The sequence below is a fragment of the Bradyrhizobium sp. 23AC genome (genome assembly GCF_054863025.1).
In genome coordinates, this window is record NZ_JAVAYN010000001.1 from 447338 (window position 1) to 461552 (window position 14215).

The 14215-nt window shown below is 65.3% G+C and carries 11 protein-coding genes; 6 read left to right on the forward strand and 5 right to left on the reverse strand.

From position 1 onward, the window contains the following. The first annotated feature begins 10 nt into the window (after positions 1-10). Together RAD10_RS02170 and RAD10_RS02175 are read left to right on the forward strand one after the other, a co-directional pair. Positions 11-748 (forward strand): ABC transporter ATP-binding protein, encoded by a 738-nt coding sequence (locus RAD10_RS02170; protein WP_461616137.1) that lies wholly within the window; start codon positions 11-13, stop codon positions 746-748. Beyond that, a complete protein-coding gene (locus RAD10_RS02175) occupies positions 745-2616 on the forward strand; it encodes a bifunctional sugar phosphate isomerase/epimerase/4-hydroxyphenylpyruvate dioxygenase family protein (protein WP_461616138.1) in 1872 nt (623 codons plus the stop codon). The genes RAD10_RS02170 and RAD10_RS02175 overlap by 4 nt, the downstream gene beginning before the upstream one ends. A gap of 154 nt (positions 2617-2770) precedes the next feature. Here RAD10_RS02175 and RAD10_RS02180 read toward each other — a convergent pair whose 3' ends face one another. Next, positions 2771-3943, reverse strand: coding sequence for an ABC transporter substrate-binding protein (locus RAD10_RS02180; RefSeq protein ID WP_461616139.1), 1173 nt, complete (start codon positions 3941-3943; stop codon positions 2771-2773). 312 nt (positions 3944-4255) lie between these two features. Here RAD10_RS02180 and RAD10_RS02185 point away from each other — a divergent pair, with 312 nt between their 5' ends. Beyond that, on the forward strand, positions 4256-5518 hold the full coding sequence (locus tag RAD10_RS02185; RefSeq protein ID WP_183262064.1) for an NAD(P)/FAD-dependent oxidoreductase: 1263 nt from the start codon (positions 4256-4258) through the stop codon (positions 5516-5518). A 205-nt stretch (positions 5519-5723) separates the two neighbouring features. On the opposite strand, the gene RAD10_RS02190 is transcribed toward RAD10_RS02185, so the two are convergent. From RAD10_RS02190 to RAD10_RS02200, 3 genes are read right to left on the reverse strand one after another with little or no spacing between them, the layout of a single operon-like run. Then, entirely contained in the window at positions 5724-6935 is a 1212-nt protein-coding gene (locus RAD10_RS02190; protein ID WP_461616140.1) for an ABC transporter substrate-binding protein, read from the reverse strand. 56 nt (positions 6936-6991) lie between these two features. Beyond that, on the reverse strand, positions 6992-7315 hold the full coding sequence (locus RAD10_RS02195; RefSeq protein ID WP_461616141.1) for a 2Fe-2S iron-sulfur cluster-binding protein: 324 nt from the start codon (positions 7313-7315) through the stop codon (positions 6992-6994). Between the two features lie 12 nt (positions 7316-7327). Beyond that, the gene (locus RAD10_RS02200; RefSeq protein WP_461616142.1) at positions 7328-8548 is read right to left on the reverse strand and encodes a cytochrome P450; all 1221 of its coding nucleotides are present in this window, start codon (positions 8546-8548) and stop codon (positions 7328-7330) included. An 83-nt stretch (positions 8549-8631) separates the two neighbouring features. Between RAD10_RS02200 and RAD10_RS02205 the strand changes: the two genes are divergently transcribed. Next, the gene (locus RAD10_RS02205; RefSeq protein WP_018316859.1) at positions 8632-9138 is read left to right on the forward strand and encodes a MarR family winged helix-turn-helix transcriptional regulator; all 507 of its coding nucleotides are present in this window, start codon (positions 8632-8634) and stop codon (positions 9136-9138) included. A gap of 513 nt (positions 9139-9651) precedes the next feature. On the opposite strand, the gene RAD10_RS02210 is transcribed toward RAD10_RS02205, so the two are convergent. After that, positions 9652-11502: a feruloyl-CoA synthase gene (locus RAD10_RS02210; RefSeq protein WP_461616143.1), complete on the reverse strand. Its 1851-nt coding sequence runs from the start codon at positions 11500-11502 to the stop codon at positions 9652-9654. Positions 11503-11652: 150 nt separating this feature from the next. On the opposite strand from RAD10_RS02210, the gene RAD10_RS02215 reads away from it, so the two are divergent. Together RAD10_RS02215 and atzF are read left to right on the forward strand one after the other, a co-directional pair. After that, entirely contained in the window at positions 11653-12147 is a 495-nt protein-coding gene (locus tag RAD10_RS02215) for a MarR family winged helix-turn-helix transcriptional regulator (RefSeq protein WP_461616144.1), read from the forward strand. 205 nt (positions 12148-12352) lie between these two features. Next, positions 12353-14158, forward strand: a complete 1806-nt coding sequence (gene atzF / locus RAD10_RS02220; protein WP_461616571.1) for an allophanate hydrolase — start codon at positions 12353-12355, stop codon at positions 14156-14158. Positions 14159-14215: the final 57 nt, after the last annotated feature.

Consider the following 14215-nt stretch of genomic DNA (forward strand, 5'->3'; position numbering starts at 1 on the left):
GGAGCCGATCATGAGCGAGCCCATCCTCTCGGTTCACAATCTCGTCGGCGGCTACGGCAAGATGACGATCTTGAACGGCACGACCTTTGCCGTGCCTCAAGCCACGATCACCACCATCATCGGCCCGAACGGCGCCGGCAAGTCCACCGTGTTCAAGGCGATCTTCGGCCTGTTGAAGCTGCGCGAGGGCAAGATCAGCTTTGCCGGCCGCGACATCACCAATTTGAGCCAGCGCGCGCTGCTCAATGCCGGCATCTGCTATGTGCCGCAGGGCCGCAACATCTTCCCCGAGCTGTCGGTGCGCCACAATATCGAGCTCGGCGGCGTCGCCGCCGGCAAGGGCCTCGACCTGCCCGCGCGGATCGAAGCCGCACTTGACCTGTTCCCGGCGCTGCGGCGGAAGTCGACGCAGCAGGCCTCCACGCTGTCCGGCGGCGAGCAGAAGCAACTCGAGATCGCCCGCTCGCTGCTGCTCGAACCAAAACTGGTGCTGATCGACGAACCCTCGATCGGCCTGTCGCCGCTGATGGTGCAGCAGACCTTCGACATCCTCAAGAGCCTGCGCAACCGCGGCGTCACCATCCTGATGATCGAGCAGAACGCGCGCTCGGCGCTGGAGATCTCCGACATCGGCATCGTGCTCGAGCTCGGCCAGACCCGCATGGTCGACGACGCCAAGCGCATCCTGAACGATCCGCGCATCGGCCAGCTCTTCCTCGGCGGTGCCATGGAGGACAATGCAGCATGAACAAGCGCTCAATCGCAACCGTCTCCCTCTCAGGCGCTCTCGACGAGAAGCTCCGCGCCATCGCGTCCGCCGGCTTCGACGCGGTCGAGATCTTCGAGAACGATCTGCTGTCGTTCGGCGCCGGCCCGCGCGACATCGCAAAGCTCTGCAAGGAGCTCAATCTCGAGATCTGCGCGTTTCAGCCGTTCCGCGATTTCGAGGGCATGCCGGAGCCGCAGCGCGCACGCAATTTTGCCCGCGCGGAACGCAAGTTCGATCTGATGCAGGAGCTCGGCACCGATTTGCTGCTGATCTGCTCCAACGTCTCGCCCGCCTCGCTCGGTGGCATCGATCGCGCCGCGGACGATTTTCGTGAGCTGGGCGAGCGCGCGGCCAGTCGGGGCTTGCGCGTCGGCTACGAGGCCTTGGCCTGGGGACGTCATGTCAACGACTACCGCGATGCCTGGGAGATCGTGCGGCGCGCCGATCATCCCGCGATCGGCGTCATCCTGGATAGTTTCCACGCGCTGGCACCCGGCTTCCCGGTCCGCGCGATGGCCTCGATCCCCGGCGACAAGATTTTTCTGGTCCAGCTTGCCGACGCGCCGAAGCTCGAGCTCGACATCCTGTCGTGGAGCCGGCACTTCCGCTCCTTCCCCGGCCAGGGCGATCTGCCGGTCGGCGAGTTCATGGCGGCGATCGCGGCGACCGGCTATGCCGGGCCGCTGTCACTGGAGATCTTCAACGACCAGTTCCGCGCCGGCTCGGCCGCGCAGACCGCGCTCGACGGCCTGCGCTCGCTGATCCTGCTGGAGGACCAGCTTGCGCCGGATTGGCCGAGATTCGCCGCCGAACCGCTGGCACCGAAAGCGAAGAGCCGCGGCACCGGGTTCATCGAGTTCGCCGTCAACGAGACCAAGGCGGGCGAGCTGGGCCGACTGTTCGCGCAGATCGGCTTCCGCAAGACCGGCGCGCATCGCAGCAAGGCGGTGGAGCGCTGGTCGCAGGGCAAGGTCGAGCTCGTCATCAACAGCGAGACCGACGGATTCGCGCATTCGCACTATGTGACGCACGGCCCCGGCGTCTGCGCGATTGCGCTCGATGTCGACAATGCCGGCCTTGCCATGCAGCGTGCGGAGATGCTGAAGGCGCGCACCTTCTACCAGCCGGTCGGGCCGGGCGAATTGGAAATCCCGGCGATCCACGGCGTCGGCGGCAGCCTGCTGTATTTCCTGGACCAGGCCGGCAAGAACTGGGACACGGATTTCGAGCCTGTCCCGAGCGATGCAGCCGCGGACGCGCTGCTCACCGTCGATCACATCGCGCAGTCGATGCCCTATGACGAGATGCTGTCCTGGCTGTTGTTCTACACCGGCATTCTCGACCTCAAGCGCCTGCCGCAGATGGAGATCGCCGATCCCCGAGGTCTCGTGCAGAGCCAGGCCATCATCAACGCCGACCAGAGCCTGCGCTTCGTGCTCAACGGCTCATCCGCCAACCGGACGTTGCCGGCACGCTTCATCTCGGAGTTCTTCGGTTCGGGCGTGCAGCACGTCGCGTTCTCGTGCCGGGACATTTTTGCGGCGGTCGCGGAAATGCGCAAGCGCGGCGCCGATTTCCTGGATATCCCCGCCAATTACTACGACGACATCGAAGCCAAATACGACCTCGCGCCCGAGCTGATGGCGCAGCTGCGCGCCAACCACATCCTCTACGACCGCGAGGGCGACGGCGAATTCTTCCAGGTCTACACCCACATTTTCGACGAGCGGTTCTTCTTCGAGATCGTCGAGCGCAGGGATTATCAGGGGTTCGGTGCGGCCAATGCCGGGATCAGGCTCGCAGCCCAGGCCCGAGAAGTGCGCCCCGCGAGCATGCCAAGGGTGTAGGCTCTCTCCACATCGTCATTGCGAGGAGCGAAGCGACGAAGCAATCCAGAATCCCTCCGTGGAAAGACTCTGGATTGCTTCGCTGCGCTCGCAATGACGGAGGAGAGAGCTGAGATTCCTCTCCCCGCAAGCGGGGAGAGCGAGAGGAATCACCTCACTTCATCTTGCACTTGTCGTGGAAACGATCCTGGTCGTTCTCCACGATGGTCGCGACCGTCTTCAGCGAGAGCTGGCCTTCGGCGTCCTTCACGACGTCCTGGAGATAGAAGCTCTGCACCGGGATGTGGTTCTTGCCGTATTTGAACGCGCCGCGCAGCGACTTGAAGTTGGCCTTCTCCATCTCGGCCTTCATCGCATCCTTCTTGCTGGTGTCGCCCTTCACCGCGACCACCGCGCTGTTGATGAGCTGGGCGGCGTCATAGGATTGCGCGCCGTAATAGGTCGGGCGCAGGCCGGTGTACTTCTTGCGATAGTCGGCGACGAAGCGCTTGTTCTGCTCGTTCGGGAGGTCGTTGACCCATTCCTGCGCGCCGGGCACCCCGAGCGCGTTCTCCTTCTGCAGCGGCAGCGACAGCTCGTCCACCGTGAAGGCGGTGTAGAGCGGCATCGTGCTCTTCAGGCCGGCCTGCGCATATTGGTTGAGGAACTGCACGCCGGCGGCGCCGGGATAGAACACGAAGATCGACTCCGCGCCCGAGGCGCGCGCCTTGGAGAGCTCGGCGGAGAAATCGAGCTGGCTCGGCCAAACCGTATATTCCTCGCCCTTGATCTCGCCCTTGAACGTGTTCTTCAGGCCCGCGAGCATGTCCTTGCCGGCCGCGTAGTTCGGCCCGATCAGGAACACGCTCTTGACGCCTTTCTGGTTCATGTAGAGGCCCATCGCCTGCGGCGTCTGGTCGTTCTGCCAGGAGGTCGAGAACACGTAAGGCGAGCACAGCTCGCCGGCGAGCTGCGACGGGCCGGCATTGGCCGAGATCAGGAAGGTCTGCGAGTCGACCGCCGTCTTCAGCGAGGCCAGCAGCACGTTCGACCAGATGTAGCCGACGATGAAATCGACTTTGTCGGACTGCACCAGCTTCTCGGTCTTCTGCTTGCCGACATCGGGCTTCTGCCCGTCATCCTCGTAGATGACCTCGACCGGCTTGCCGTCCATCTTGCGGCCGATGTGATCCAGCGCGAGCTCGAAGGAATTGCGCATGTCGTTGCCGATCACGGCGGTCGGGCCGCTGAAGGTCGAGACGAAACCGATCTTGATGGTGTCGCCGGCGAATGCCGGGCTCGCCAGCACCAGCGCCGCCGCGCCCGCCAGCCAGAATGCCGTCCTCATAACCACTCCCCTCCTTATTATCGGTCCCGGAAAACGGGGTGATCGCCGCCCCGGGCCTGTCTCTATTGAACGCAAAATCTGTCGCGCCGCCAATGGCTCAGCGGCCGCTGCTGCACCATATTTCGCCCCAATCAGCGATGGCAAGAAATATAATTCTACATACTTCGGCCAAGGCCTGATCCGAGCCTGCGGCGCTTTTTCGCGCCCGATCGATACATCCGGCCTATGCGGCGATTGATGACAGCTATTGGACCGCAGCGGCCGATCCGCACTTAAATGGGGGTGTGGAGCAGCGAGATTCGAGGGCACATCATGACCACGACACCGCATCGCGTCGTCATCGTCGGCGCCGGCTTCGGCGGGCTGGAGACGACCTACCGGCTTGCGGGTGCGCCGGTCGAGATCACGCTGATCGACCGCCGCAACCATCATCTGTTCCAGCCGCTGCTGTACCAGGTCGCAACCGCCTCGCTCGCCACCAGCGAGATCGCCTGGCCGATCCGCCACCTGATGCGAGACAGGCCCGAGGTGACGACGCTGTTCGCGACCGTCAGCGGCGTCGACGCGGCAAGGCGCTGCGTGCTGATCGACGACGGCAGCGAGGTGCCCTACGACACGCTGGTGCTCGCCACCGGCGCGCGCCACGCCTATTTCGGCCACGACGAATGGGAGCAGTTCGCGCCGGGCCTGAAGACGCTGGAGGACGGCACCACGCTGCGCCGTCACATCCTGGTGGCGTTCGAGCGTGCCGAGCGCGAGACCGATCCGGCGAAGCGCGCGGCGCGGCTGACCTTCGTCATCGTCGGCGCCGGCCCCACCGGGGTCGAGCTCGCCGGCACCATCGCCGAGATGGCGCGTCACACCTTGCCCGGCGATTTCCGCAACATCGACACGACCAAGGCCCGCGTGGTGCTGATCGAAGCGGGGCCGCGCGTGCTCGCGGGCTTCGCCGACGATCTCTCGGCCTACGCGCAGGCCTCGCTGGAGAAGATCGGCGTCGAGGTCGTGCTGGGGCAGGCCGTCACCGAGATCAATCGTGAGGGCGTGGTGTTCGGCGGCAAGCTGCTCGAGGCAAAGACCCGAATCTGGGCGGCGGGCGTGCGCGCCTCACCCGCCGCGGAATGGCTGGACGCGCCGGCCGATCGTGCTGGCCGCGTACAGGTCAAGGACGATCTGAGCATCCCTGATCATCCCGAGATCTTTGCAATCGGCGACACCGTCTTGATCAATGCCTGGGAGGGCAAGCCGGTGCCCGGCATCGCACCGGCCGCCAAGCAGCAGGGCCGTCACGTCGCCGAAACGATCAAGGCGCGGCTGCGCGGAGAGCCGACAGGCCCATTCCGCTACAAGCACTCCGGCAGCCTCGCGCAAATCGGCAAGCGGCTCGCGGTGATCGACTTCGGCCGCATCAAGCTGCGCGGCACCATCGCATGGTGGATCTGGGGTATCGCCCACATCTACTTCCTGATCGGCCTGCGCCACCGGCTCAGTGTTGCGCTCAGCTGGCTGTGGATCTACGCGCGGGATCAGCGGGCAGCGCGGCTGATCACGCAGGGAAGCAGTAAGGTGGTGTAGGGGGCTTTCGCGGCGCGTTCCTCTTACCCTCCCCTGGAGGGGGAGGGTCGCGAAGCATGCAGCGAGGCGAAATGCGTAGCGGGGTGGGGTGACAGTCTCTCCGCGGAGACACTGCCGGTGTTGAGAGATCACCCCACCCCGCTCGCGCTGCGCGCGACCGACCCTCCCCCTCCAGGGGAGGGTGAAAGAGACGGCGCTCGCTCCCCTACTTCACCAGCTCGCACCCGCCTTCCGCCAGCGGGCGGAACGCCTGGTCTGCCGGAATCGTCGAGACCAGCTTGTAATAATCGTACGGATATTTCGACTCCTCCGGCTTCTTCACCTCGAACAGGTACATCGGATGCACGACGCGGCCGTCCTGACGGATGGTGGTGTCGCCGAACAATTTGTCCTTGCCTCTGAACTTCTTCATCTCGGGCACGGCGTCCTTGGCGTTGTCGCTGCCGGTCGCGGCGACCGCGTTGAGATAAGCGAGCGTCGAGGCATAGACGCCGGCCTGGTTGCCGCTCGGCATCTTGCCGTTCATGCCCGGCCGCGCGGCGAAACGTTTGGCGAACGCGCGGGTGTCATCGTTCATGTCCCAGTAGAAGGCTTCCATGAGCTGGAGGCCCTGCGCGACCTTGATGCCCATGCCGTGAACGTCGTTGATGAAGAGCAGGAAGGCGACGAGCTTCTGGCCGTTCTGCTGGATCCCGAACTCGGCGGCCTGCTTCACCGCGTTGATGGTGTCACCGCCGGCATTGGCGAGGCCGATCACCTGGGCCTTCGAGCTCTGCGCCTGCAACAGGAAGGAGGCGAAGTCGGAGGTGCCGAGCGGGTGCTTGGAAGAGCCGGTCACCTTCCCGCCATGGGCCTCGATATATTTCTGCGCCTCCGCCTCGATGCCCTTGCCGAGCGCGTAGTCGACCGTGAGGAAATACCAGTCCTTGCCGCCGCGCGACATCATCGCGGCCGCCGTGGTGTTGCCGGTGGCCCAGGTGTCGTTGACCCATTGGATGGTGTTGGGCGAACAGGCCTTGCCGGTGAGATCCGAGCTTGCGGTCGACGACGCCAGGAAGGTCATGCGGCTGTCGCGCAGCAGCGTGTTGATGGAAAGACCAACCGCCGAGTTCGGTACGTCGACGATGGCATCGACGCCCTCGACGTCGAGCCATTTGCGCGCAATGGCGTTGCCGACATCGGCCTTGTTCTGGTGGTCGGCATAGACGATCTCGACCTTGATGCCCTTGCCGCCGCCGTTGAAGTCTTCGGCAGCCATGCGCGCGGCCTCGACCGAGCCCATGCCGTTGGTGTCCTGGAAGATGCCGGAGATGTCGTTGAGCACGCCGACGCGCACGACATTGTCCGAGATCTCGGCGCTCGCCGCGCTGGTCACCAGGCTCGCGGCCAGCGCAAGCGTCCATTTCAGATGTTTCATCGTTCCCTCCCCTGTTTGATGGTTTGACGCGCCGGTCGTTGCCGACGCATCGAGAATCAGACCTGCCGTTCCGGCAGCTTCACCACGAGCCCGTCGAGCTCCGGCGTGATCTTGATCTGGCAGGACAGCCGGCTGTTGGGCAGCCGTTCGCTCGCGGTGCCGTCGAGCAGCGCATCCTCATCGTCGGCCATGCCGGGCAGCCGCGCGAGCCAGCTCTCGTCGACATAGACGTGGCAGGTCGCGCACATGGCGTTGCCGCCGCACTCGGCCAGAATGCCGTCCAGACCGTGTCGGGTCGCGGTCTGCATGGCGCTCTCGCCGTCCGCGGTCTCGACGCGCTCGGACTTGCCGTCGGAATGGATGAAAGTGATGGCGGGCATCAAAGCTCCTGGTCAGGCCGGGGTGATGGTGACGGGTAGGCTATCGAGCCCGCGCAGCGTGTTGTTGAAGCGGCGCTTCGGCTCGCCCGTGATCTCCATCTTCGCGATGCGCCGGGCCAGCGCCGTCAGCATCACCTCGCCTTCGAGGCGGGCAACGAGCTGGCCGACGCACATGTGGATGCCCGAGCCGAAGCCGACATGACCGGAGGTGCGGCGCGTGATGTCGTAACTGTCAGGCTCGTCCCAGCGTCTGGGATCGCGATTGGCGGCGGCGAGGAACATCAGCACTTTCTCGCCCTCACCGATCGTCGCGCCTGACAGCTCGACCTCCCGCGTGGTCGTGCGGAAGAAGGTCTGCACCGGGCTTTCGAACCGCACGGCCTCCTCGAAGGCGTTGCGTGCCAGCGTCAGATCAGCGCGCAGGCGCTGCCACTGGTCGGGGAAGCGCGCAAGGCAATAGACCGCCGCGCCGATGCCGTTGACGGTGGTATCGAGACCGGCCGACAGCAGCGAACGCACCAGCAGCGGTGCCTCGGTCGCGGTGATCTCGCCGTCGTCGACCCGGGCGTGGATACAGGCGCCGAAGCCACCGGGTGCGAGGTTGTCGCGCTGGCATTGCTCGGCGACATAGGCCTGGTGCGGCGCCGAGCGCGCGATCGCCTGCTGGCGCAACTGGTTGGGCGGGCCGAACGCGTTGAACACGACGCTCGCATAGGGGATCAGATGCTCGCGTCCCTCCGCCTTCAAGCCCAGCGCATCCGGAAAGATCGAGAGCGGATAGGCCTCGGCGAGATCGGTGATCGCGTCGAAGCTGCGCTTGTCCAGCAGCGCATCCACCCGCTCCTCCGCCGCGGCCGCAAAGCGATCGCGCACCTGCTTCATCACGGTCGGCGACAGCACCTTTGACAGCACGGCGCGGGTGCGGGTGTGCGCGGGCGGATCGGCCTCGAGGATCAGGCTCGGCGGCCGCCACGGCGTCTCCTTCTTGAAGTCGGACAGGCCGACACCGCGGCTGGAGCAGAAGGTCGCGGGATCGTTCAGCACCGCATGGACCTCGGCATAGCGCGCCACGCCATAGACATTCCACTTGTCGAGATAGACCACCGGACCGGCCTCCCGCAGCCGCTGATGCGTCGGATACGGGTCGGCGAAAAAATTCATGTCGAAGGGATCGACGTCGAGATGCGGGACGGCCGCAGAGCCTGTCGATGCAGGGGCGCCGGATGCGGTCATGGGAGACCTCCCTCATTTTGATCTTGTGAAAGCGCGGCGCATGCCTTTAGGTCGGTGGCCTCACCGCGAGACAGAACGCCGACATGCCTGCGCCTTCGACCAGACCCCGCCACAAGCCTGCGCCCGCAGAGGCGGGACCGACGCTCGATCTCGAGCGTTACGTCCCGGCCTTCGTCACCTTCATCGCCAACAAGCTCTCGAACAGCGCGACTGCGTTCTATCAGCGGGAGTTCGGCGTCAACGTCACGGAATGGCGGGTCATGTCTCTGCTGGCGATCGAGCCCGGCATTCCGGCCTCGCGCATCTGTCACGTCATCGGCTTCGACAAGGGGCCAGTGAGCCGGACACTGGCGGGCCTCGAGAAGCGCGGGCTGATCTCGATCCGCACCGACCCGAACGACGGCCGCACCCATTCGATTTCGCTGACGGCAAGGGGCCGCGCCACCCATGACAAGGTGATCGCCGCCGCGCTCGAACGCGAGCGGCGGCTGTTGTCCTGCCTCAACAAGGACGAGCGCGAGGTGTTGATCGGCCTGCTCCGCCGGCTGCACGAAAATCTCGGCGCGGTCACCGGCGGCACTGAGACCTGACGGGGCGCGCTTCAGGCACCGCCCTCCGTCGCGTCCAGACATACGCCGGCGTTTGCCGACGGCACCGTTCGGGCCGAGCATCGTTTCCTCCAGGATCAGACGCGGCGGTTCTTCCGCCGTTCATCGCTCTCTAGAACGGTTCGCATAAATTAGTTGCTTCGGCAACAAAAGAATCAGCAATATATTGCGGCAGGGTTGCTGGCCTAGTTAGGGAGACGTCCCGCCCCTTCCGTCATTGCGAGGAGCGAAGCGACGAAGCAATCCAGAATGTTTCCGCGGAGGGATTTCTGGATTGCTTCGCTGCGCTCGCAATGACGATGTGGCGACAGGCGCGCCCGACCAAACTCTCTCGTGTCCCGGACGCGCTGCAGCGTGAAACGCTGCTGCGCAGAGCCGGGACCCAGAAGCCGCGTGCACGACGAGAGATGGGCCCCGGCTCTGCAGCACATCACACCGGACGATGCTACGCATCGCCGGGAGTGCTGCGCTGCGTCCGGGGCACGGGTTCAGGCACTACAGCCCGATCCACTCCGCCGCCGCATCATCATTCAAGCGCGCCACCGCATCGGCGCGGCGCGTCAGCACGGCGCGCTGGTTGATATAGCCCTTGTCGGTGATCTCGCCGCCATCGACCGACGGCGGCTCGGCGAGAAGCAGCGCGCGCGTGGCGTGGCCGGAGGAGTTGGGGCCCTGCTGCTTCAGTTTCGCCAGTCCCTGCGCGATGGCGGTCCTGACCTTGTCGTGGGCGAGCACCTCGTTCACATCGGCCGTCTCGCCCGAGCCGGCATGGGCGCGGCAAGCCGCGATGTTCGGGATCACCAGAAAGCGCACCTCGTCGCCGCCATGGCCTGCGACGACGATGTCCTGCGCCAGCGGTGCCAGCGCGGCGATGCCGGCAACGCGCAGCGTGCCGACACTGACCCAGGTGCCGGAATTGAGCTTGAAATCCTCGGCCACCCGGCCGTCGAAGAACAGGCCGCGCTCCGGCCGCGCGCTGTCGGCGAGCTTCACGGCATCGCCGATGAGGTAAAAGCCCTCTTCATCAAAGGCCTGCTTCGTCAGCTCCGGCGCCTTCCAGTAGCCCGGCGTGACGTTGGGACCGCGCACGCGCACCTCTAGCTTGTCGCCGGAGGCGACGAGCTTCAGCTCGGTGCCGGGAATGGGGACACCGATATTGCCGGAGCGCTCCGCGAGGAAATGGCAGTCGGCCGCGAGCGGTGACGTCTCGGTCGAGCCCCAGGCCGAGACCATCGGCATCGCGCGGCCGACGGTCCTGATCGAGAGCTCTTCGAGCGCGTCCCAGAGATTTTGCGGCAACGCGGCGCCGGCATAGAAGGCGAATTTCACCTCGCTGAAGAAGCGGCGGCGCAATTCCTCGTCGCCGCGCAGTGCCGCGATCAGCATGTCGAAGCCGCGCGGCACGTTGAAATAGACCGTCGGCATCACGCTTTTCAGATTGGCCAGCGACGTCGCAAACAACCCGGGCGCCGGCTTGCCGCCGTCGATATAGAGCGAGCCGCCATTGCGCAGCACGAGGTTGAAATTGTGGTTGGCGCCGAAGGTGTGGCTCCAGGGCAGCCAGTCGAGGATGACGAGATCGCCGCCACCCTGCTCCAGAAATGTCCAGGTCTGCGCCTTGGCCTGCTGGCTCGAGGTCAGCATGCGCTGGGTGTTGATGACGGCCTTGGGCGTACCCGTCGACCCCGAGGTGAACAGGAGTTTTGCGATCGTATCCGGCGTCACCGCGGCGAACGCCGTTGCGACGTCGGGCGTTTCGGGCGTCGCGGCGATGGTGTGGAACGCGAGCGCATCGACATCGTCAGCGTTCCCGCTGATGATCTGCGCCTTGTGCAGCGGCTTGATCGCGGCGAGCGCCGCCGCAAATGGTTTCGTGGCGGAGACATAGATCGCGCCCGGCTCGAGCAGCGCGATCATGCTCTTGAGCTTGTCAAAATCTTTCGACATCAACGAATAGGCCGGCGAAATCGCAGCCGAGGGCACGCCGACATGCTGGGCGGCAAGCGCGAGCAGCGCATGGTCGATGCTGTTGTCGGAGAGGATCGTGAGCGGGCGCTCTGCGCTCAGACCCTGCGCCAGAATCCAGGACGCCGCCGCACGCACCTGGCGCAGCGCCTGCGCATAGGTGACGGTGGTCCAGGGCCTGTCGACATCGCCGCGCTCGGCAAGGAAGATTGCATCCGGCGTTTGCCGCGCCCATTGCTCCAGCCAGTCGCCGACGCAGCGCGCGCCATCGCGCAACGGATCGGGCGAGCGCAGCACGATGCTGCCGTTGGCGCGATGCTCGGCGACGGTCCGTGGCGTTGCAAACAGGCTTGCGGTATCGCCGCGTGCGGCGGTTGTCATGATTTCCTCCTCCGCCCGGATCCCGGATCGGCCGCAGCCTCGTTCCGGGCTGCTTTGGCCATAATGTTGGGCATGACAATTGTTGTCGTCAACAACAATCTTTCGCTCCAGCGACAGAGACGCTACAACAGGTCCGGCAGGAGACGCGATTTGACAGCCACCGCAGCCCAGACTTCCGCACGCAAGCGCGCCGGCAACGGCGCGGCGCCTCGGGACATGGCCGACGATATCGGCCTCGACGCACTGGTCGGGCACGCCGGCTATGCGGTGCGCCGCTTCCAGATCTGGATCTTTCAGGACTTCATCAGGACGCTCGGCGATGTCGACATCCGGCCGACGCAATATTCGGTGCTGACGGTGATCGGCGCCAATCCGGGCCTGTCGCAGATGGCGGTGGCAAAACGCCTCGGCATCGAGCGCGCCCGGCTGGTGCATCTGCTCGACAGCCTCGAACAGCGCAAGCTCTTGAAGCGGGTCAAGTCGAAGGCGGACCGTCGCTCGCATGCGCTGCATCTCACGACCCAGGGCGAGACGGCGCTGGCGAAATTCAAGCGGCTCGCGGCCGAGCACGAGCGGCATGTCGAAGAGAAGATCGGCAAGGAAAACCGGGCGCAGCTGCTTCGTATCCTCGCAGGCTTCACCTGATCTCGACTGCCTATGATTTGAGCAGATGCCCATCGTAGGGCGCTGACATCGCTGCCCGTTCGCCTGTCGAAATATCCCCCAAGCCACTGATCACACGGATAATATCCGCAGCAGCATTCCTGCCCGGATAATGTACACAATGGCACATCGCTTGCTTCACTCCAGGTGGAGCAGTTGCCGGAGTTTTGTCGCCATGAGGGCTGAAATGGGGGCTGAGCAGCCTGAAACGATCGCCGCGATTGTGGCCGCGCATCGCGCGGGCACGTTGACGCCGGCAGAGACGGTCGCGCGGACCTATCAGCGCATCCGCGACCACAATGATCCCGCCATCTTCATCAGTCTGCGCGACGAAAAGGATGCGATCGCCGAGGCCGAGAGGCTTGCTACGAAGGACGCCGCCAGCCTGCCGCTCTACGGCGTGCCGGTCGCGGTGAAGGACAATATCGACGCGCTCGGCTTTCCAACCACCGCGGCCTGCCCGGCCTTCTCCACCACGCCCCCACACGATTCGACCGCGGTGGCGCGGCTGCGCGCGGCCGGCGCCATCATCATCGGCAAGACCAATCTCGACCAGTTCGCGACCGGCCTCGTCGGCGTGCGCTCCCCTTATGGCATTCCCAAGAATTCGATCCGCGAGGATCTCATTCCCGGCGGCTCCAGTTCGGGCTCCGCTGTGGCGGTTGGCGCGGGGCTCGTGCCGCTGTCGCTGGGGACCGACACGGCCGGCTCTGGCCGCGTGCCGGCGATGCTCAACAACATCGTCGGGCTCAAGCCGAGCCTCGGCATGATCTCGAATGCGGGCCTCGTGCCGGCCTGCCGCACGCTGGATTGCATCTCGGTATTCGCGCTGACGGTCGACGACGCCGCACTCGCGCTCTCCGTGATGGCAGGTCCCGACCCGGCCGATCCGTTCTCGCGCGACCGGCCGCTGGGCGCGCTCACGCCGTTCCCGGCAGGCTTGCGCCTCGGCGTGCCGCGCAACGGACAGCTGATCTTCTTCGGCGACAAGAAGGCGGAAACCGCCTACGCCGATGCGCTGAAGCGCTGGGCTGCGCTTGGAGCGAAGCTCGTCGAGTTCGATCTCGAGCCGTTCTATGAGACCGCGCGGCTGCTCTATGAGGGCCCCTGGGTCGCCGAGCGTTATCTCGTGATCAAGGATCTGCTGGCGTCCGCGCCGGATACGATCCATCCCGTGACGCGCGAGATCACCGCGGCCGGCGCGCGGCTCACCGCTGCGGACACGTTCTCGGCGCTCTATCGCCTGCAGGGCCTGCGCAAGATCGCCGAGCGGACGTTCGCCAATATCGACGCGCTGGTGCTGCCGACGGCGCCGACGGCCTATACGACCGCGCAGGTGCTGGCCAATCCGATCGAGCTCAACAGCCGGCTCGGCACCTACACCAATTTCGTCAATCTGCTCGACCTCTGCGGCCTCGCCGTGCCGGCATCGATGCGCGCCGACGGCATTCCGTTCGGCATCACGCTGCTCGCGCCCGCAGGACATGACGCGCTGCTCGCGAGCATCGGCCGCGTCTTCCATGCCGATACCGAGCTGAGCCTCGGCGCGAAGGGCACCGCGCAAGCTCCGCTGTCGCCGCTGTCGGCAAGCAGCGGCGATGAGATCCCGATCGCGGTCGTCGGCGCGCATCTGTCCGGCATGGTTCTCAACGGCGAATTGAAGGCGCTGGATGCAAAGCTGATCGAGGCGACAACAACCGCGCCCGACTATAAGCTCTACGCGCTCAAGACCACGCCGCCGAAGCCCGGCATGCTGCGCGTGGAAGCCGGCAAGGGCGCCGCCATCGAGCTGGAGATCTGGTCGCTGTCGCCGTCCGCCTTCGGCAAGTTCGTCAATGCGATTCCTTCGCCGATGGCGATCGGCACGGTGCGCCTTGCCGATGGTCGCAGCGTGAAAGGATTTCTCGTCGAGCCCGAGGTGCTGGGCGACGCGCGCGACATCACGGCGTATGGGGGATGGCGCGCGTATATGAAGGAAGCTGCGACAAAGTAGGTCTCGTAGGGTGGGCAAAGCGAAGCGTGCCCACGATCCCGACCTTCATGAAAAACC